The organism is Bradyrhizobium sp. HKCCYLRH3099 (assembly GCF_051167855.1).
Taxonomy (GTDB): domain Bacteria; phylum Pseudomonadota; class Alphaproteobacteria; order Rhizobiales; family Xanthobacteraceae; genus Bradyrhizobium.
Genome location: NZ_JBNPTW010000008.1, coordinates 87,895 through 106,438 on the forward strand (window position 1 = coordinate 87,895; position 18,544 = coordinate 106,438).

At 67.2% G+C, this 18,544-nt stretch carries 18 protein-coding genes; 9 read left to right on the forward strand and 9 right to left on the reverse strand.

Annotation, left to right across the window (positions count from 1 at the left end; genetic code table 11):
- From ACQR1Y_RS17590 to ACQR1Y_RS17605, 4 genes are read left to right on the forward strand one after another with little or no spacing between them, the layout of a single operon-like run.
- Positions 1 to 975: an ABC transporter ATP-binding protein gene (locus tag ACQR1Y_RS17590; RefSeq protein ID WP_434877531.1), complete on the forward strand. Its 975-nt coding sequence runs from the start codon at positions 1 to 3 to the stop codon at positions 973 to 975.
- Complete coding sequence (locus tag ACQR1Y_RS17595) at positions 972 to 1,964, forward strand: ABC transporter ATP-binding protein (RefSeq protein ID WP_434877532.1); 993 nt, start codon at positions 972 to 974, stop codon at positions 1,962 to 1,964. The genes ACQR1Y_RS17590 and ACQR1Y_RS17595 overlap by 4 nt, the downstream gene beginning before the upstream one ends.
- Positions 1,964 to 2,893: an ABC transporter permease gene (locus tag ACQR1Y_RS17600; RefSeq protein ID WP_434877533.1), complete on the forward strand. Its 930-nt coding sequence runs from the start codon at positions 1,964 to 1,966 to the stop codon at positions 2,891 to 2,893. The genes ACQR1Y_RS17595 and ACQR1Y_RS17600 overlap by 1 nt, the downstream gene beginning before the upstream one ends.
- An 11-nt stretch (positions 2,894 to 2,904) precedes the next feature.
- On the forward strand, positions 2,905 to 3,747 hold the full coding sequence (locus ACQR1Y_RS17605) for an ABC transporter permease (protein ID WP_434856546.1): 843 nt from the start codon (positions 2,905 to 2,907) through the stop codon (positions 3,745 to 3,747).
- A 19-nt stretch (positions 3,748 to 3,766) separates the two neighbouring features.
- Here ACQR1Y_RS17605 and ACQR1Y_RS17610 read toward each other — a convergent pair whose 3' ends face one another.
- Together ACQR1Y_RS17610 and ACQR1Y_RS17615 are read right to left on the reverse strand one after the other, a co-directional pair.
- Entirely contained in the window at positions 3,767 to 3,955 is a 189-nt protein-coding gene (locus tag ACQR1Y_RS17610; RefSeq protein WP_434856582.1) for a hypothetical protein, read from the reverse strand.
- A 65-nt stretch (positions 3,956 to 4,020) separates the two neighbouring features.
- Entirely contained in the window at positions 4,021 to 4,938 is a 918-nt protein-coding gene (locus ACQR1Y_RS17615; protein WP_434877534.1) for an NAD(P)/FAD-dependent oxidoreductase, read from the reverse strand.
- A gap of 229 nt (positions 4,939 to 5,167) precedes the next feature.
- Between ACQR1Y_RS17615 and ACQR1Y_RS17620 the strand changes: the two genes are divergently transcribed.
- Positions 5,168 to 5,329 carry a hypothetical protein gene (locus ACQR1Y_RS17620; protein WP_434877535.1) on the forward strand — a complete coding sequence of 54 codons (162 nt, stop codon included), beginning with the start codon at positions 5,168 to 5,170 and terminating at the stop codon, positions 5,327 to 5,329.
- A 173-nt stretch (positions 5,330 to 5,502) separates the two neighbouring features.
- Here ACQR1Y_RS17620 and ACQR1Y_RS17625 read toward each other — a convergent pair whose 3' ends face one another.
- Genes ACQR1Y_RS17625 through ACQR1Y_RS17645 form a run of 5 tightly spaced genes read right to left on the reverse strand, consistent with a single transcriptional unit; the run spans position 5,503 to position 10,910 of the window.
- The gene (locus ACQR1Y_RS17625) at positions 5,503 to 6,993 is read right to left on the reverse strand and encodes an ABC transporter substrate-binding protein (protein WP_434877536.1); all 1,491 of its coding nucleotides are present in this window, start codon (positions 6,991 to 6,993) and stop codon (positions 5,503 to 5,505) included.
- Between the two features lie 35 nt (positions 6,994 to 7,028).
- Complete coding sequence (locus ACQR1Y_RS17630; protein WP_434877537.1) at positions 7,029 to 8,069, reverse strand: ABC transporter ATP-binding protein; 1,041 nt, start codon at positions 8,067 to 8,069, stop codon at positions 7,029 to 7,031.
- A gap of 8 nt (positions 8,070 to 8,077) precedes the next feature.
- A complete protein-coding gene (locus ACQR1Y_RS17635; protein ID WP_434877538.1) occupies positions 8,078 to 9,088 on the reverse strand; it encodes an ABC transporter ATP-binding protein in 1,011 nt (336 codons plus the stop codon).
- A complete protein-coding gene (locus ACQR1Y_RS17640; RefSeq protein ID WP_434877539.1) occupies positions 9,085 to 9,951 on the reverse strand; it encodes an ABC transporter permease in 867 nt (288 codons plus the stop codon). Before ACQR1Y_RS17640 ends, ACQR1Y_RS17635 begins: the two co-directional genes overlap by 4 nt.
- 8 nt (positions 9,952 to 9,959) lie before the next feature.
- Positions 9,960 to 10,910: an ABC transporter permease gene (locus tag ACQR1Y_RS17645; RefSeq protein ID WP_434877540.1), complete on the reverse strand. Its 951-nt coding sequence runs from the start codon at positions 10,908 to 10,910 to the stop codon at positions 9,960 to 9,962.
- A gap of 201 nt (positions 10,911 to 11,111) precedes the next feature.
- Here ACQR1Y_RS17645 and ACQR1Y_RS17650 point away from each other — a divergent pair, with 201 nt between their 5' ends.
- Genes ACQR1Y_RS17650 through ACQR1Y_RS17660 form a run of 3 tightly spaced genes read left to right on the forward strand, consistent with a single transcriptional unit; the run spans position 11,112 to position 14,390 of the window.
- Positions 11,112 to 12,464, forward strand: a complete 1,353-nt coding sequence (locus ACQR1Y_RS17650; protein WP_434877541.1) for a GH1 family beta-glucosidase — start codon at positions 11,112 to 11,114, stop codon at positions 12,462 to 12,464.
- A gap of 3 nt (positions 12,465 to 12,467) precedes the next feature.
- Positions 12,468 to 13,448, forward strand: a complete 981-nt coding sequence (gene glk / locus ACQR1Y_RS17655; protein ID WP_434877542.1) for a glucokinase — start codon at positions 12,468 to 12,470, stop codon at positions 13,446 to 13,448.
- A gap of 3 nt (positions 13,449 to 13,451) precedes the next feature.
- A complete protein-coding gene (locus ACQR1Y_RS17660; RefSeq protein WP_434877543.1) occupies positions 13,452 to 14,390 on the forward strand; it encodes a 1-phosphofructokinase family hexose kinase in 939 nt (312 codons plus the stop codon).
- Here the strand turns inward: ACQR1Y_RS17660 and ACQR1Y_RS17665 are convergent.
- A complete protein-coding gene (locus tag ACQR1Y_RS17665) occupies positions 14,350 to 15,474 on the reverse strand; it encodes an SbmA/BacA-like family transporter (RefSeq protein ID WP_434877649.1) in 1,125 nt (374 codons plus the stop codon). The two genes, ACQR1Y_RS17660 and ACQR1Y_RS17665, sit on opposite strands and share 41 nt — an antisense overlap.
- Before the next feature lie 151 nt (positions 15,475 to 15,625).
- Here ACQR1Y_RS17665 and ppsA point away from each other — a divergent pair, with 151 nt between their 5' ends.
- Entirely contained in the window at positions 15,626 to 18,061 is a 2,436-nt protein-coding gene (gene ppsA / locus ACQR1Y_RS17670) for a phosphoenolpyruvate synthase (protein ID WP_434877544.1), read from the forward strand.
- On the opposite strand, the gene ACQR1Y_RS17675 is transcribed toward ppsA, so the two are convergent.
- Positions 18,058 to 18,339, reverse strand: coding sequence for a hypothetical protein (locus ACQR1Y_RS17675; RefSeq protein WP_434877545.1), 282 nt, complete (start codon positions 18,337 to 18,339; stop codon positions 18,058 to 18,060). The two genes, ppsA and ACQR1Y_RS17675, sit on opposite strands and share 4 nt — an antisense overlap.
- Positions 18,340 to 18,544: the final 205 nt, after the last annotated feature.

Below are 18,544 nucleotides of genomic sequence, written 5' to 3' on the forward strand. Positions count from 1 at the left end.
GTGGCGCCGCTGGTCAGCATCTCCGGCCTCAAGGTCGCCTTCGACGGCACGCCTGTGCTGCATGGCATCGATCTCGACATCGACAGAGGCGAGGCCGTCGGCCTCGTTGGCGAGTCCGGATCCGGCAAGTCGGTGACCTGGCTCGCGGCGCTCGGCTTGTTGCCGGCCAAGGCGAGAATCGCCGGCTCCGCCACGCTCGATGGGCGCGAACTGATCGGTGCGGATGGCAAGGTGCTCGACCAGGTGCGCGGCCGGCGCATCGCGATGATCTTCCAGGATCCTGCCAGCGCGCTCAACCCGGTGCTCACCATCCGCCGCCAATTGTGCGAGAGCCTCGCCCTGCATCGCGGCCTGCGCGGCGAGGCTGCGCGGGTCGAGGCGCTCCGGTTGCTCGACCTCGTCGGCATTCCCGATGCGACCAGGCGGCTGTCGGCCTATCCGCATGAATTCTCCGGTGGCCAGGTCCAGCGCATCATGATCGCGATGGCGCTGGCCGGCCAGCCTGATCTCTTGATCGCCGACGAGCCGACCACCGCGCTCGACGCCACCATCCAGGCGCAGATCCTCGATCTCCTGGCAGCGGTGCGGTGCGAGTTCAACATGGCGATGGTGCTGATCAGCCACGACCTCGGCGTCGTCGCCGAGAATTGCGACCGCGTTTGCGTGATGTATGCCGGCCGCATCGTCGAGCGTGCGCCCGCGACGCGGTTGTTCGACGATCCCTGGCATCCCTACGCGCAGGGCCTGATCGGCGCGCTGCCGCCGCTTGATGGCGCGCGCAGGCGGCTGCAGGCGATTGCCGGCACCGTGCCGGATCCGCGCGCGCTGCCGAGCGGCTGCGCCTTCGCGCCGCGCTGCAGCTTCGCCGGTGATGGCTGTCATGCCGGCGTGCCGCCGCTCGCGCCGTTCGAGCAGGACCGCGCGGTCGCCTGCCTGCGGCCGCAGCGGCTACCGGTGGAGCTCGCCGCGGAATGACGACGCCACTCGTCGAGGTCGACAGGATCTCGCGCACCTATCGGATGCGGTCGGGACTGTTCGGCCGTACCGCCGCCGTCCATGCCGTCGATGGTTTGAGCTTTTCGATCGCCAGGGGAGAGACGCTCGGCATCGTCGGCGAATCCGGCTCCGGCAAGTCGACGACCGGGCGCATGGTGCTCGGGCTCGAGCCGCCGGACGCTGGCACTGTGCGCTTCGACGGTGCGCCGATCGCGGCACAGGGCACGGCGGCCTGGCGCGCCCAGCGCGCGCGCATGCAGATGATCTTCCAGGATCCGCTCGGCGCGCTCGATCGCCGGCTTCCCGTCGCCGCGCAGATCCGCGAGCCGCTCGACATCCACGACATCGGCACCCAGGCCGAGCGCGAGGCGCGCGTTCACGAGCTGCTGCGCGCGGTCGACCTCAACGACAGCCATGGCGCCCGCTATCCCGGCGCGCTCTCCGGCGGCCAGCGCCAACGCATCGTGCTGGCACGCGCACTTGCAACGAAGCCCGATTTCCTGGTCTGCGACGAGCCGGTCAGCGCGCTCGACGTCTCGATCCAGGCGCAGGTCGTCAACCTGCTGATCGATCTCCAGGCGCGTCTTGGCCTGACGATGCTGTTCATCAGCCACGATTTGCGTGTCGTCAGGCAGATCAGCCGCAAGGTCGCGGTGATGTATCTCGGCCGCATCGTCGAATATGGCGACGCCGATGATCTGTTCGCGCGGCCGCAGCATCCCTACACGCAGGCGCTGGTCTCCGCCTCGCCCGCGCCGGGCCGCCGCAGCACCAACCGCATCGTGCTGACCGGCGATCCGCCCAATCCGGCCGCGCGTCCCGCCGGCTGCGCCTTTCATCCGCGCTGCGGTCATGCGACGGCGCGCTGCAAGGTCGAGGTGCCCGCGCTCACCGCGCTCGATGCGCAGCGCCAGGTGGCATGCCATCTCGTGACCGGCGCGCCGTCACAGAACCAGGACGCTGCGTGATGCTCCGCTTTTTCGCGATCCGCGTCGCGCGCGCGCTGCTGACCATCGCCCTCGTCGTCACCTTCGCCTTCATCGTGTTGCGGCTGTCGGGCGATCCCGCCTTGATGATCATGGGGCCGGAGGCGCCGCCCGAGGTGATCGCAGCGTTCCGCAAGGCCTGGGGCCTCGATCATCCGATCTGGGTGCAGTATCTCGACTACTTCAAGGCCATCGGCCAGGGCGAGTTGGGCCGCTCGATGCGCGACGGGCGCCCTGCGATCCAGCTCGTGCTGGAGCGCATCCCGGCAACGCTCGCGCTCACCATCCCCGCCTTCCTGGTCAAAGTGCTGCTCGGCATTCCCGCCGGCATCTACGCGGCGCTGCACCGCGGCTCCGCGATCGACCGCGCCGTGATGATCACCGCGGTCGCAGGGTTCACGGTCCCCAGCTTCGTGCTGGCGCTGATCCTGGTGCTGATCTTCGCCGTGCAGCTCGGCTGGCTGCCCTCGGGCGGACAGGACTCGTGGCGGCACGCCATCCTGCCGATCGTGACGCTCGGTTTCGGCGGCGCTGCCGTGCTCGCCCGTTTCACGCGCAGTGCGATGCTGGAAATCCTCGGCCAGCCGTATATCCGCACGGCCTCGGCCAAGGGCGTGCCCTGGCGCCGCGTCATCACCGATCACGCGCTGCCGAACGCCGCGATCCCCACGGTCACCATTCTCGGCTTCATGGTCGGCAGCCTGATTGCCGGCGCGGTCGTGGTCGAGAGCGTGTTCTCGTGGCCCGGTGTCGGCCGGCTGCTGGTCGTTGCGGTGGCCAATCGCGACCTCGCCGTCGTGCAATGCATCCTGCTGCTGGTCGCCATGACGATGGTGACGTCGAACCTGATCGTCGATTTTCTCTACGGCCTGCTCGATCCGAGGCTGCGCAGCAAGGGAGCGGAGGCATGACCGACGTCGCGATGAAGGCGCCGGCCGCAAGGCGGCTGCGCTGGCCGAACATCCCGGTCTCCGTCACCATTGCGATCGGCTGGATCGCGGCGATGCTGATCATCGCGATCTTCGCCGACCAGATCGCGCCTTACGGCTTCACCAAATTCGACCTGCGCAACCGTCTCTCGCTGCCAGGCAACCCGGCTCATCTTCTCGGCACCGATGAACTCGGCCGCGACGTGCTGTCCCGCCTGATCGTCTCGATCCGGATCTCGCTCTTGATCGCGTTCGGCGCCACCGCGATCTCCGCGATCGCCGGCACCACGCTCGGCTTCCTCGCCGCGCATTTCCGCGGCCTCGTCGAGCAATTCGTCCTGATGCTCGCCGACTTCCAGGCGAGCATGCCGTTCCTGATCCTGGCGCTCGCGGTGCTCGCCTTCTTCGGCAATTCTCTGCCGCTCCTGATCGGCCTGATGGGTCTGTTCGGCTGGGAGCGCTACGCACGCATCGCGCGCGGGCTCGCGATCTCGGCCAATGCGCAGGGCTATGCCGCCGCCGTGCGCCAGCTCGGCGCGACGCCGCGCCGCGTGTATCTGAGGCACATCCTGCCGAACATCGCCTCGACCCTGATCGTGTCGATGACGCTGGTGTTTCCGGAGGTCATCCTGCTGGAGTCGGGACTGTCGTTCCTCGGCCTCGGTGTGCAGCCGCCGATGACCAGCCTCGGCAACATGGTCGGCTATGGCCGCGAATATCTCACGCGAGCCCCGTGGATCATGCTCGCGCCTGCGCTCACGATCGTGGTCACGACGCTCGCGGTCTCCGTGATCGGCGACTGGCTGCGTGACAGACTGGATCCGACGCTGCAATAGATCGATCCGCGGCGCTGGATCAGTAGCGGGTATCCCGACTGGCCGCCTCGGCGTGATCGCAGACGATCAAGGCGTGCCCCGCTTGCTCGCCCGCGAGCGCCATCCATTTCGACGCCTGCTGCAGCCAGAGGTCACGCCGGGCGGGATCACGCTCGGCCTCTTCACGGCAGCTGGACGCAGCCGCCAAACATGCCGATTTCCTGTCCATGGGCCATGGTCCGACACGTCAACGCCAGCGGCACTTACATAGGATATCGCGATTTCAGGTTGTGATCAATTTCCCAGCGGTTTCGCCTCGCATGGTTCAGCAAAGCGCATCGGCAGCGAATGGTGCGCATGGCATGCCGCGACCGCAGCATGGCCGAAGGCCACGGCGATCTGATGCAAGTCCGTCACGACGTCGCCGATGCCATAGAGACCGTCGACTCCGCAGCGCTGCTTGGCATCGACCTCGAGAAATCCCTCCTCCGTATGGCGCGCGCCGAGCCTGATCGCGAGCTCGGAACGGACCTCCGCCCCCATCGCGGGATAGACGATGTCGAAGCGCTCAACGCTGCCATCCACGAACGAGACGGCCAGCGCGCTCTCCACGCGTTGCAGCGCCTTGAGCGGCGGCGTCACCCGAATTCCGGCCGTGGCCAGCTCTCGCTGCCTTGCATCGTTCTGCTCGTGGCCGATCGGGATCAAGGTGACGTCGGAGCTGTAGACGCGCATGAACAACGCCTTGCCCGCGGCATGTCCGAGGGGTCCCATGATCGCGATCTTGCGTCCGGCAGCCTCGAAGGCGTCACAGACCGGGCAATAGCGCAGCGCGCCGTCGCGCACCGCCGCCGTCCAGTCGGTGAGCGGCGCCTGTTTGTCGACGATCCCCGTGGCCAGCACAGCCCGTTGCGCCAGAATCGTCCCGCCCTCGTGCCCGGCGATGATGTCGCCGTTCCGGCGTTCGAGCGCCGCCACCGTGCCGCTGATGATGGGCACGTCGAGTTCCTCGACCTGCAGCCGCATCCGCGCCAGCAGCTCGGGGCCGGAAAGGCCATTCGGAAACCCCGGCAGGTTGTGACTTCGCGGAATCAGCGCCGCGCGTGACGCGCCACTGTCGATGATCACCACCTGCCGCCGGAACCGCGCCAGGTAGATCGCGGCCATCAGGCCAGCCGGCCCGCCGCCAATGACCAGAACTTCGGTGCGCATCGCCGTCCTCGCCTCGGATCGGGGAACCAAATGCCGAGCGACGGAACGGTTCCTGCCACACTCGGCGTCAACCTGCGGAGACAGAGGAACGTCGACGGAACCTTCTGCACCGCTACGGCGTTAACTTATGTCGCTGTCGCGGCGGAAAAGCCGTGCAAACTTGGCAGCGAGGGGGATTTGTTGCGAGGGCGCGTGGATGCGATTTGTCAATTCGACCGATGAAAGTTTGATGGCCTACTACGAGAGTGTCCGCAAGCAGGTGGCTGCCGACAGCCGGATCGGGGGACCGTACCGGCTGATCGGCGAGCGGGCCAAGCAATATGCCCAGGAGCTCCAGGCCGAGATGCGCAAGCGCCAGATGCGCTTCACGCCGATTGAGTGGCCGAATTGAACTGAGGATTTTTGCCGAGAGCATGCATCATGCATGCTGAAACGAAACGCACTGAATGCGTCAGTGTTAGTTCCTGCGCCCTCTCCCCCAAAGCGAAGCAAAGCTTCGCCAGGGTGGGAGAGGGCGCTGTATTTTGCAGTGTCACTGCGGCGCCCTTTGAAGGGCGGCTACGCTCACTCCCAGCTCCAGCTCGAGAAATCGTTCTCGAACTGCGGCACGTCCTTCCAGACGCCCTTCAGCTTCTTGTTGATCACCGTGATCCATTGCGGCTGAAACAGGAAGCCGGCGGCGGCGTCGGTGGCCAGCAGGCGCTGGGCGTCGCCGAGCAGCTTGGCACGGTCGGCCTCCGCGGGCGTATCGACGATCTTCTGATAGAGCTTGTTGAACGCCTCGGACTGATAGCCGAAATAATAGTTCGGCTCGGTGAACTTGACGAGATCGAACGGCTCGACATGCGAGACGATGGTCAGGTCGAAATCGTGCGGGCCGTTGAACACCTGCGACAGCCACGCCGCCCATTCGAGATTCTCGATCTTGGCGGTAATGCCGACCTTGGCCAGCTGCGCCGCGATCACCTCGCCGCCCTGCCGCGCATAGGCCGGCGGCGGCAGCCGCAGCGACAATTGCAGCGGCGTGGTGACGCCGGCTTCCGCCAGCAGCTTCTTCGCCTTCTCCGGATCGTACGGATTGATGTCCGTCGTATCGACATAGCCGAGCGCGCCCGGCACATAGAAGCTGCCGATCGGGGTGCCCAGCCCGTCGACGGCGCCCTCGATCAGCGCCTTGCGGTCGATCGCGGCAAGAATGGCGCGGCGGACGCGAACGTCGTCGAGCGGCTTCTTCTTGTTGTTGATGGTGAGGATGGTCTTCGCCTTGGAGCCGCCGATCAGCACCGCGAAGCGCGGGTCGGCCTTGAACTGCGCGATGGTGCGCGCCGAGGTGCCGCGCGGGAAGGCGTCGACATCGCCCGACAGCAAGGCGGCAACCTGCGCCGCCGGATCGGAGATGAAGCGGATCGTCACCTTGGACAGCTTGACGGCGGCGGCGTTGCGATACTCAGGCCATTTGTTCAAGGTCAGCGATGAGCCCTTGGCCCAGGCGCCGAGCGTATACGGCCCGGTGCCGACCGGCTGTGTCGCATTGGTCGGCGCGCTCTTCGGCTCGACGATCGAGGCGGTCGCCTGCCCCAGCAGGAACGGCAGGTTCGGCTCGGAATATTTCAGCTTGATCTCGATGGTCTCGGCGTCGGGCGCGTTGACGGCTTCCATCGCCTGGAACAGCGCCTTGTCCTTGTTGGTGCTGTTGGCCGCGCCGGCGCGGTCGAACGAGAACTTCACCGCGGCGGAATCGAACGCCTCGCCATTCTGGAATTTGACGCCCTTGGCGAGCTTGAAGGTGTAGCTCTTCAGGTCGGACGAGGCCTGCCAGCTCGTGGCCAGAAGCGGCGATACCGAGCCGTCCTCGTTGATCTTGGTCAGCGTCTCATAGACGTTGTAGAGCGTGACCTCGGCAATCGCAGCCGCAGCCGCGCTGGTCGGGTCGAGACCCGGCGGCTCCAAGGTCATGCCGACGACGACGCTGTCCTTCTTGCTCTGTGCCGAGGCGGGCACAGCAGCGGCCGCGACGAGCGCGGTCAAAGCGATGATGGATAGTTTCTTCAACATGTGTTCGTTTCTCCCGGACGGAACCGAATTATGCGTCAAAGCGGCTTGGAGACAAGAGGCGGATGTTCTGCAGTCGTCGCCGCCGGCAGCGCCATCACGCTTTCCGCATGGTGGCAGGCAGCCGAATGTTGCGCCGTCAATGCCCGCAGCGCGGGCGCGGTCTCGCGGCAATGCGCATCGGCGAGCGGACAGCGCGGCGCATAGGCGCAGCCGGCCGTGCCCAGGGACTGCGAGGCGATCGCAACGTCCGCGCGCCGGCGCCTGACCGCCCCGGCCTGCGCGCGCGGCACGGCGTCCAGCAGCGCGCGTGTGTAGGGATGCGCGCACTGCCCGAACAGATCCTCCGGCCGCCCCCGCTCGACGATGCGGCCGAGATACATCACCGCGACCTCGTCGCAGAGATAGTCGACGACCGCGAGGTCATGGCTGATCAGGACATAGCTGAGGCCGAACTGCTCCTGCAGGTCCTGCATCAGGTTGAGCACCTGCGCCTGCACGGACACGTCCAGTGCCGAGACCGGCTCGTCGGCGACGATCAGTTTCGGCTGGGTGATCAGTGCACGCGCGATCGCGATGCGCTGGCGCTGGCCGCCGGAGAACTCATGCGGATATTTGTCCATATCGGCGTCGCGCAGGCCGACCTGCCGCAACACGCCCGCGACGCGCGTGCGCAAGGTGTCGCGATCCGGGCTCTCCAAAGCGGTCAGCGGCTCGGCGACGATGCGCGCGATGGTCTGGCGCGGATCGAGCGAGCCATACGGGTCCTGGAATACCATCTGGAAATCGCGCCGCGCGCGGCGCAGCTCGTCAGCCGGGAGACGGTCGAGATCGCGCCCGGACATCAGCACCGATCCCGACGACGGCACCTCCAGCGCCATGATGAGCCGCGCCAAGGTCGACTTGCCGGAGCCGGACTCGCCGACGATGCCGAGGCTCTTGCCCGGCATCAGTTGAAGCGAGACGCCATTGAGCGCCAGAACGTGGCCCGGCGGACGCAGCAGGCTCTCGCGCGGCAGCGTGTAGCGCTGCACGAGATCCCTGATCTCCAGTAGCGGCGCCTCGGAGACATTCTTCACGGCCGCGCTCACGCCACCACCCCCACGGGATCGCGCGCGAGCGACGCGTCGGTTCGGATGCAGCGGACGCCGTGTCCGGCGCCGATCTCGATCAGCGGCGGCAGCGCGGAGCGACAGGCGTCGATCACCAGCGCGCATCGGTCGGCGAACGGGCATCCCGTGGGAAGATCGGCCAGCTCCGGCACGGAGCCGGCGATGGTCGACAGACGCGTGCCCTTGCGCGCACCGAGCCGCGGCCGCGCCCGGAACAGGCCCTGCGTGTAGGGATGCCCCATGCGCGAGAACACCGCGTCCGTGGTGCCGCTCTCGACGACCGTGCCGCCATACATCACGATCATGCGCTGCGCGTTCTCGGCGATGACGCCGAGATCGTGCGAGATCAGGATCATCGCCATGCCCTGCTCGGCGACGAGGTCAGCGATGAGATCGAGGATCTGGCGCTGGATGGTGACGTCGAGCGCGGTGGTCGGCTCGTCGGCGATCAGCACGTCGGGCTTGCAGGCGAGCGCCATCGCGATGGTGATGCGCTGGCGCTGGCCGCCGGAGAACTGATGCGGATAGGCATCGTAGCGCCTGATAGCATCCGGGAGGCCGACGCGGTCGAGCAGCGCGATCGCCTGGCGTTTCGCCTCCGCCGCAGAGCAGCCGGTGTGGCGCAACAGCGGCTCGGCGACCTGATGTCCGATCGTGTGCATCGGGTTGAGCGCGGTCATCGGCTCCTGGAAGATCATGCTGATGCGGTTGCCGCGCAGCTTGCAGTAATCCGCGTCGGGCAAGCCGGCCAGCTCGCGGCCGTCGAGCCTGATGCTGCCGCTGACGACCGCGCTGTCGGGCAGCAGCCCGAGCAGCGCCAGCGCGGTGATCGACTTGCCGCAACCGGACTCGCCGACGATGCCGAGCGTCTCGCCGCGGCGGAGCGCGAAGGAGACCTCGCGCACCGCCTGTGCCGGACCGCGGCTGGTGTTGAGCCGGATGCCGAGGCTTTTGACGTCGAGCAGGATCTGATCGCTCGCGTTCATCGCTGCCTCGCCAAACGCGGATCGAGCAGGTCGCGCAGACCATCGCCGAGCAAATTGAGGCCGAGCACCGCGAGCGCGATGGCAGCTCCCGGATACACGGCCAGGCTCGGCGACTGGAACAGCAGGGTCTGCGCGTCGTTCAGCATGCGCCCCCAGGACGGCTGCGGCGGCTGCGTGCCGAGGCCGAGATAGGACAAGGCGGCCTCCGCCAGAATCGCCAGCGCGAACTGGATGGTCGCCTGCACGATCAGGATCGACAGGATGTTCGGCAGCACGTGCTCGATGGTGATCCTAAAGCGGCCCTTGCCGGCGGCACGCGCCGCCAGGATGAACTCGCGCGCCCAGATCGCGCCGGCCGAGCCGCGGGTGACGCGGACGAAAACGGGGATCTGGAAGATGCCGATCGCGGTGATTGAGGTCACCATGCCCGGCCCGATCACGGCCGCCAGCATGATCGCCGAGAGCACGGCGGGAAAGGCGAAGGTGAAGTCGCTGAAGCGCATCACCAGCTCCTCGGTCCAGCCGCGCTGCGCGGCGGCGACGAGGCCGAGACAGACGCCGCAGGTGAGCCCGATGCCGACGGCGATGATGCCGACCAGAATGGTGGCGCGCGCGCCGACCAGCAGCAGCGAGACGATGTCGCGGCCGAACACGTCGGTGCCGAGCCAATGCGCGGAGGACGGCGGCCGCAGCTTGGACGCGACGTCGATCTCATAGGCCGACCACGGCGTCCACACCAGCGACAGCAGGGCTGAGCCGAGCACGAGCAGGCAGAGCAGCGCGCCGACGACGAAGCTGCGGTGGCGCAGCGCGCGGCGCCAGAACGCGTTTGACGCGGGTGCTGCGCCGGTCTGAACGATCACGGATGCACTCACAGCTCGTGCACCTTGATGCGCGGATCGATCACGGCATAAAGCACGTCGACAACGAAATTGACAATGATGACCATGGCCGCCAGCAGCATCACGCAGTTGCGGACGACGATGAGATCGCGATTGGCGATCGACTGGAAGATGAGGCGGCCGAGGCCCGGGAGATAGAACACGTTCTCGATCACGATGGTGCCGGCGAGCAGATTGGCGAATTGCAGGCCCATCACGGTGAGCACCGGGATCATCGCATTGCGCAGCACGTGCTGCCAGAGCACCTCGCGCCTGGTCAGGCCCTTGGCGCGCGCGGTGCGGACGAAATCCTCGCGTAGCACGTCGAGCACGGCGGAGCGCGTCACCCGCGCCAGAATCGCGGCCTGGACCACTGCGAGCGCCACCGCCGGCAGCAGCAGCGAGCGCAGGCCGGGCCAGATGCCGTCCTCCCAGCCGGGGAAGCCACCGGCCGACAGCCATTGCAGCTTCACCGCGAACAACAGAATCAGCAGGATCGCGAACCAGAAATTCGGCAGCGCGATGCCGATCTGAGTCAGTGACATCACGCCGACATCGCCGATGCGGTTGTGGTTCGCGGCGGTGTAGATGCCGGCCGCGAGCGCCAGCACCGTGGTCAGCGCCATGGCCATGATTGCCAGCGGAATCGTCATCGCCAGCCGCTCGCGGATCAGTTCGGCCACCGGCGTGCCATAGGCATAGCTGTTGCCGAGCTGTCCGGTGGCGAGCCCGCCGAGCCATTGCAAATAGCGCAGCGCCAGCGGCTGATCGAGCCCGAGCTTGATCGTCAGCGCCCTGACCGCATCGGGCGATGCGTCGGCGCCCATCAGCATCTGCGCCGCATTGCCCGGCAGGGCATCGAGCACCAGGAAAATGATCAGCGACGCCCCGACCAGGGTCGCAAGCAGGGTCAGGCATCGCCGCAACAGAAACACGCTCATTCGAGCCGGAACTCCATTTCTCGGCGGCCGCACGTTCTACAGCTTTGGCCGGGGATGCAAGCCCAATGCCTGCATGATCCCCCCTCGCCGGCGCGGGACACCGCCGCTGACGCGCGCGGGCCGCTTGATCCCGGTCAACGGCCCGATGGCGGGGATCGGCAACATCGGCCTGACTACAGCAGCGCAAGGCCTCTTCTTATCATGACCATCCGTCCGAACTTCGTCTGGGGCGCCTCGACCTCGGCCTTCCAGATCGAAGGCGCCGCCCATCTCGACGGCCGCGCCGACAGCATCTGGGACGTCTATCTGCGCGCCCCCGGCCGGGCCAGCCACAACGACAATGCCGAAGTCGCCTGCGACCATTACCACCGCTATGCCGAGGACGTCGCGCTGATGCGCGCGCTCGGCCTCGACGCCTACCGCTTCTCGATCGCCTGGCCACGCGTGCTGCCGCAGGGCCGCGGCGCGGCGAACGAGGCGGGCCTCGCGTTCTACGACCGCTTGATCGACGCGCTGCTGGCCGCGGAGATAGAGCCGTGGCTCTGCCTCTACCACTGGGACCTTCCGCAGGCGCTGGAGGCGCTTGGCGGCTGGCCAAACCGCGACATCGCCGGCTGGTTCGCCGACTATGCCGCGCTGGTGGCGCGTCGCTTTGGCGATCGCGTCAAGCGCTTCGCGACCTTCAACGAGCCCTGCGTGTTCACGCTGTTCGGCTACGGCCTCGGCTGGCATGCGCCGGGGATCGCGGACGCAGCGGCGCTGCACAAGGCCATTCATCACGTCAATCTCAGCCATGGCCGCGCCGTCGACGTGCTGCGCCGGGACGTCGCGGGCGCGTCGATCGGCGCCATCCACAATCGCCAGCCCTGCTACCCCGCGACCGATGCGCCTGCGGACGCCGCGGCGGCGTTGCGTCTCGCGGCCTATTGGAACGATGCCTTTCCGTTCCCGCAGTCCTTTGCCTGCTATCCGCCGGATCTGACGGACGCCATCGCGCCCTATGTCTTGCCAGGCGACATGGCCCAGATCGCCCGCCCCCTCGACTGGTTCGGGCTCAATCATTACTCGCCGCATTACGTCAAGGCAGGCACCAATCTGATCGGCGCCGCCTTTGGCCCGGCGCCCGCCGCGGTGCCGCGCAGCGCGATCGGCTGGCCGGTGGTGCCCAAAGCATTCCGCGATACGCTGCTGGATATTCACCGGCGGTTCCAGCTGCCGATCTATGTGCTCGAGAACGGCACGGCGGCCAATGACGTGCTCGGTCCCGGCGACCAGATCCAGGATGACGACCGGACCGCCTATCTCGCCGCCTACACCGCCGCCATGGAACAGGCGATCGCCGACGGCGCCGACGTGCGCGGCTATTTCGTCTGGTCGCTGCTGGATAATTTTGAATGGGGGGCGGGCTATTCGCAGCGTTTCGGCATTGTCTATGTCGATCACGCCACCCAGCGCCGCATTCCCAAGGCATCGGCGCGGTGGTATGCGGAGAAGATTGCGGCATGGCGGAGGTCGAACGGCCCCGCCGGGGCCGCACAACGGGCGGAAGATTGAGGGATGAGCGAGCGCGTTCTTCTGGGCGATATCGGCGGCACCAATGCGCGGTTCGCGCTGCTCGACCGCGGGGTGATCGGCGAGGTCGCGCATTTGAAGGTCGCGGACTTTCCGACCATCGCGGATGCGATCACCGACTTCCTGTCGCGGCACGGCGCAGGCGGCCCGCCCACCGCGGCCGTGCTCGACATCGCCGGTCCGATCGAGCGCAACCGCGGCATGCTGACCAATTCGACCTGGGTGATCGACGGCGCCGAACTGGCGACGCGGTTCAATCTGCGCTCGGCGAAGCTGCTCAACGATTTCGAAGCGGTCGGCTGGTCGCTACCCGCGCTACATCCCGACGATCTCTATCCGCTCGGCGGCAGCGCGGCGGCCGAGGGCGCGCCGATGCTGGTGATCGGTCCGGGCACCGGCTTCGGCGCGGCCTGCTATCTCCCGGGCGATGGCCGTCCCACCGTCGCCGTTACCGAAGCCGGTCACGCAACCCTGCCGGCGACGAGCGCGCGCGAGGCCGCGGTGCTCGCGAAGATGCGCGAGCGCTTCGGCCACGTCTCGATCGAGCGGGCGCTGTCGGGCATGGGCCTCGAGAACGTCTACCAGGCGATCGCGGCGGTCGACGGCGTCAACGTGCCGAAGCGCGACGCCGCCGCGATCACCCACGCCGCGCTCGACGGCAGCTGCGCCACCAGCCGTGCCACGCTCGACATGTTCTGCGCCTGGCTAGGAGCCGTCGCCGGCAATCTGGCGCTGACCTTCTGCGCCCGCGGCGGCGTCTACATCGCCGGCGGCATTCCGCCGCGCTTTCCTGACACCTTCGCCAAGTCCGACTTCCGCCGGCAGTTCGAGAGCAAGGGGCGCTACGACAGCTATCTGCGGCCCATCCCGGTGCATCTCGTCACCAAGCCGGATATCAGCTTTCTCGGCCTCAAATCTTTCTACGAGTCCAGCATCACTTCCAACGGCGGGTCACCCGCGACCTGATCCATGAGCGACATCGTCACGATCACGCCGAACCCGGCGGTCGATGTCTCGACGACGGTCGAGACCATCGTGCCGGTGGCGAAGCTGCGCGGCACCACGCAGCAGCGCGATCCCGGCGGCGGCGGCATCAACGTCGCGCGCGTGATCACCCGGCTCGGCGGCGATGTCACCGCGCTCTATCCGATCGGCGGCCCGACCGGACTGCTTTTGAAGCAGCTCGTGGAGAAGGAAGGCGTTGCCAGTCGCACCTGGGCGACGCGTGAAGACACGCGCGAGGATTTCTTCGTCCTGGAGCGCGCGAGCGGTCAACCCTATCGCTTCATCCTGCCCGGACCGACGCTCACGGAACCCGAATGGCAAGCCGGCCTCGCGTTGCTCAGCGGGCTCGAACCGTTCCCGCGCTTCGTGATCGGCAGCGGCAGCCTGCCGCGCGGCGTGCCGACCGACTACTACGCCCGCATCGCGGCCATCGCGCGGGCTCGCGGCGCGCGGTTCATTCTCGACACCTCGGGCCCGGCGCTGGCGGCGGCGGTGGCCGGCGGCGTCGACCTGATCAAGCCGTCGCTGCACGAGATGCGCGACCTCGCCGGCGGCGAGCTGCCGGATGCGGCCGCCTGGGAGACGGCGGCACGCACGCTCGTCGCGAACGGCAGGGTCGGAATGGTCGCGCTCACGATGGGCCATCTCGGCGCGCTGCTGGTGACACCGGAGCGCGTGCTGCGCGCGCAGCCGCTGACGATGGTGGCGGTCAATGCCGTCGGCGCCGGCGACAGTTTTCTCGGCGCGCTGGTGGCGAAACTTGCCACGCGCGCGGCGCTCGAGGAGGCCTTCCGCTTCGCGGTCGCGGCCGGCGCCGCGGCCCTGCTCCGCACCGGCACGGCGCTGTGCGATCCCGCCGATATCAGCCGTCTGCTGGCTGACGTGCGGCTGGAGGCGGCGTAACCTCCGCCTCGCCGGCGCCGTTGAGCCGGTCGAGCGACAGCAGCAGGCCGCCGACGCGCTCCAGCGACGACATCCACTCGGCGACACGGCTGAAATTGTCCACCATCCAGTTGAACGAGCCCTGCACCAGCGTGAACGCCGCCGCCGCCTGGGTGAGCTCGCCGAGGGTCATCTGATCGCCGAGAAACTTCGGCGCGCATAGCACGAGGCCGATGATCGGCGCGAGCAGCGTGTTCAGATGCGACACCAGGGTGTTGCGCATCAATTGCCAGCACAGCCGCTTCCATTGCTGAATCGTCCGGTCGAGCGCCAGCCAGATGCTCGCGACGACGCCGCGCTCCTCCTGCTTGGGCGTGATGCCTTCGCCGATGTCGCGCAGATGATGCGCCGCCGTGATCAATTCCGACTCGACCTGGTTCTTGGTCTGGATGACGCGGGTGAGCGGCGCGCCGACCCACAGCATCGCTCCCGTGACCAGCCCCGAATAGACGACGACGCTGACCACCAGATAGCCGGGAATCCACAGCTCAAGCCCGGCCACCGCAAAGCTGATGGAGCCGCCGACCTGCCACAGCACCTGGACGAATACGACCGCCGTCAGCAGCGCCGAGATCACGCTCACCACGAAATCGATCGGCGCATCGGTGGCGATGCGGATATCCTCGGCGATGCGATATTCGGGGATCTTCTGGTCGCCCTGCACCGTCGCGAGCCGCGCATAGCGATCGTTCTCGACCCAGTAGTCGATCACTTCGGCACTCAGCCATTGCCGCCAGTTGCGCTGCATCGTCATGCGGCCCCACACCGAGACGATCGCCAGCACGACGCTCGACAGACAGAGCGGGACCAGCAGGACGGCCTGCTGCCGCAGCCGCGCCGGGTCGCGACCTTCCAGCGCGTCGAAGAAATCCCTGTTCCAGTAATTGAAGCGGAACTGGACATAGAGCTGAAGCACGACGAGACCGACGAGGGCGGCGCAGAGCAGCCAGACCCGCCAGGCGCGCAACCCGAGCCAGAAATGCCGTGCCGTCAGCCAGAACCGCGACCATTCGCGATTGCCGTCCTCGTTCTCGTCATCAGGCATCATCGCGGGTTGGACATCCTCCGATTCAAGGCGGGAACTCTAACATGGACTGATCTACGTAGCTCCGGGCCGTCCCGCTTGATCTTCCGCAAGGCGTGGGCCGCGCAACGCGACAAACTCACTGTCTGCGCTGCAATGCGGGAGACGAGCGATGACGGCACCCGGCACCATCCGCTGGTTCAAGGATCTCCGCATCGAGGATGTCCCCGACGTCGGCGGCAAGACCGCCTCGCTCGGCGAGCTGTATTCGGCGCTGGCGTCGCAGGGCGTCCGCGTCCCCAACGGCTTCGCGCTGACGGCGGCGAGCTATCGCGACGCGCTGCGCGCCGATGGCGCCGATGACGAATTGCGCCGGCTGCTCGCCGGCCTCGACAAGCGCCGCATCGCCGACCTCGCAAAACGCGCGGCCAAGGCCCGCGCCATCGTGTTCGAAGCCACCGATCGCGACGATCTGCGCCGCGACGTGGCCCAGGCCTACAAGCAGCTCGAGCAGGAATACGGCCGCGGCGTCGCGGTCGCGGTGCGCAGCTCGGCCACGGCCGAGGACCTGCCCAATGCGAGCTTCGCCGGCCAGCACGAAAGCTTCCTCAACATTCGCGGGGCGAAGGATCTGTTCGAGACCTGCCGCCGCTGCTTCGCCTCGCTCTATACCGATCGCGCCATCTCCTACCGCATCGACAACGGCTTTGCGCATGACAAGGTCGCGCTGTCGGTCGCGGTGATGAAGATGGTGCGCTCCGATCTCGGCGCCAGCGGCGTGATGTTCTCGCTCGATACCGAAAGCGGCTTTCGCGACGTTGCCTTCATCACCGGGGTCTATGGGCTCGGCGAGACCATCGTACAGGGCGCGGTCGACCCCGACGAGTTCTACGTCCACAAGCCGACCTTCGCCGCCGGCTCTCGCTGCGTGCTGTCGCGCCGGCTCGGCGCCAAGACCAAGCGAATGGTCTACGCCAAAGCGGGGGCGCGGGGCGGACCCACCCGCACCGAGGCCACGCCGCCCGCCGACAGGGCCAAGTTCTGCATTGCCGATGGCGACGTTCTGGAGCTTGCGCAGGCGACGATCACGATCGAGCAGCACTATTCGCACAAGGCCGGCAAGCCGACGCCGATGGACATCGAATGGGCCAAGGACGGCCGCGACGGCGCGCTCTACATCATCCAGGCGCGGCCCGAGACGGTGGCCTCGCAGCGCCGGCCAGAATCGATCGAGACGTATATACTGAAGACGGCTGGCAAGGTGCTGGCAACGGGACGCGCCGTCGGCGAGAAGATCGCGGCCGGCAAGATCCGCCTGATCAAATCAGCAAGGGACCTGCGCGCGTTCAAGCCCGGCGAGGTGCTGGTCGCGGCCTCGACCAGTCCGGACTGGGAGCCGGTCATGAAGACGGCGGCGGCCATCGTCACCGACCATGGCGGCCGCACCTGCCACGCCGCGATCATCGCCCGCGAGCTCGGCGTGCCCGCGGTGGTCGGAACGGAGGACTTCAGCAAGCGCGCGAAGACGGGCAGCGCCGTCACCGTCTGCTGCGCCGAGGGCGATGCCGGCCACGTCTATGACGGCACCCTGCCCTTCGCGGTCGAGCGGCTCGCGATCGACAGACTGGACAAGCCGCGCACCCACATCATGGTCAATCTCGGCAATCCCGAGCTCGCCTTCAAGACCGCCCTGCTGCCGAACGATGGCGTCGGCCTCGCCCGCATGGAGTTCATCATCAACCAGTCGATCGGCATCCATCCGATGGCACTGGCTTCGCCCGACAAGGTGACCTCGGCGAAGGACCGCGCGACCATCAAGCGGCTCACCGCGCGTTACAAGAAGCCCGCGGATTTCTTCATCGAACGGCTCTCGGAGGGCGTCGGCACCATCGCAGCCGCCTTTTATCCGCGTCCCGTGATCGTCAGGCTGTCGGACTTCAAGACCAACGAATATGCCAGCCTGATCGGCGGCGCGGACTTCGAGCCAAAGGAAGAAAACCCGATGCTCGGCTTCCGCGGCGCCTCGCGCTACGCGCATCCGGCCTACGCCGCCGGCTTCGCGCTGGAATGCGCAGCGCTGAAGCGCGTGCGCGACGCGATGGGCCTTTCCAACCTCAAGATCATGATCCCGTTCTGCCGCCGCGTCGAGGAGGCGCGCAAGGTGATCGCGGCAATGGGCGAGCACGGCCTCGTGCGCGGCGAGAACGGGCTCGAGATCTACATGATGTGCGAAATCCCCAACAACGTGATCCTGATCGACGAGTTCGCGAAGCTTTTCGACGGCTTCTCGATCGGCTCCAACGATCTCACCCAGCTCACGCTCGGCGTCGACCGCGATTCCGACATCGTCGCGTTCGATTTCGACGAGCGCGATCCTGGCCTGATGACGATGCTGAAGCTCGCGATCGAAGGCGCGCATCGCAACCACCGCCATGTCGGCATCTGCGGCGAGGCGCCGGCCAACTATCCCGAAGTCGCAAGCTATCTCGCCGGGCTCGGCATCGATTCCATCAGCGTCAATCCGGCGAGCGTCGTGCGTACGATGGGAATTGTGCGCGCCGCTGAGCAGCAGCTTGCCAGGCCCGCGCCGCAGGCGCTGGCGAGCTAGTCGGGGGCTGGACGCTCGACGATCTCGTCGTCCTCAATGGCCTGCACATGCGCAATCGCGCGCTCGGCGTCGGCGATCAACTGCCGAATATGACGCGACTGCTCGCTCAGCGCGCCCACGTCGTCGGACTGCGCCAGCAGATCGAGCTGCCGCACAATCTGCCGCCACGAGTCCACCGTGCGCTGAAGCTGAACGAGTTGAATCCTGACCGCTGTCTCGGCTGCGACGGCCGCCTGCTCGGCGCGAACGGCCATCGGGAATTTGATGATCGTCGCCACGAGTCACCCATCAAGCGCCGTGGCGCAACCGCTGATGCAGCGCGGCTCGACCGCCTTCGGCATATGCATGTCCGCATTCTCCGTTGAAGCGGCCCCGTGGCCAGAAAGCGGCGCATTGTCGCCTCGGACATTAAAGAAGTTTGTACTTTCACGGCCCGTGGAACTCCGGCGGCAAGGATGATCGCCTCCGTAGCGTTGCGGACAG

Coding starts and splice junctions, on each gene's coding strand:
- ACQR1Y_RS17660 (WP_434877543.1), top strand. CDS start 13,452: ATGAGCGACATCGTCACGATCACGCCGAACCCGGCGGTCGATGTCTCG.
- ACQR1Y_RS17635 (WP_434877538.1), bottom strand. CDS start 9,088: ATGAACGCGAGCGATCAGATCCTGCTCGACGTCAAAAGCCTCGGCATC.
- ACQR1Y_RS17610 (WP_434856582.1), bottom strand. CDS start 3,955: ATGGACAGGAAATCGGCATGTTTGGCGGCTGCGTCCAGCTGCCGTGAA.
- ppsA (WP_434877544.1), top strand. CDS start 15,626: ATGACGGCACCCGGCACCATCCGCTGGTTCAAGGATCTCCGCATCGAG.
- ACQR1Y_RS17615 (WP_434877534.1), bottom strand. CDS start 4,938: ATGCGCACCGAAGTTCTGGTCATTGGCGGCGGGCCGGCTGGCCTGATG.
- glk (WP_434877542.1), top strand. CDS start 12,468: ATGAGCGAGCGCGTTCTTCTGGGCGATATCGGCGGCACCAATGCGCGG.
- ACQR1Y_RS17625 (WP_434877536.1), bottom strand. CDS start 6,993: ATGTTGAAGAAACTATCCATCATCGCTTTGACCGCGCTCGTCGCGGCC.
- ACQR1Y_RS17595 (WP_434877532.1), top strand. CDS start 972: ATGACGACGCCACTCGTCGAGGTCGACAGGATCTCGCGCACCTATCGG.
- ACQR1Y_RS17605 (WP_434856546.1), top strand. CDS start 2,905: ATGAAGGCGCCGGCCGCAAGGCGGCTGCGCTGGCCGAACATCCCGGTC.
- ACQR1Y_RS17650 (WP_434877541.1), top strand. CDS start 11,112: ATGACCATCCGTCCGAACTTCGTCTGGGGCGCCTCGACCTCGGCCTTC.
- ACQR1Y_RS17620 (WP_434877535.1), top strand. CDS start 5,168: ATGGCCTACTACGAGAGTGTCCGCAAGCAGGTGGCTGCCGACAGCCGG.
- ACQR1Y_RS17645 (WP_434877540.1), bottom strand. CDS start 10,910: ATGAGCGTGTTTCTGTTGCGGCGATGCCTGACCCTGCTTGCGACCCTG.
- ACQR1Y_RS17665 (WP_434877649.1), bottom strand. CDS start 15,474: ATGCCTGATGACGAGAACGAGGACGGCAATCGCGAATGGTCGCGGTTC.
- ACQR1Y_RS17600 (WP_434877533.1), top strand. CDS start 1,964: ATGCTCCGCTTTTTCGCGATCCGCGTCGCGCGCGCGCTGCTGACCATC.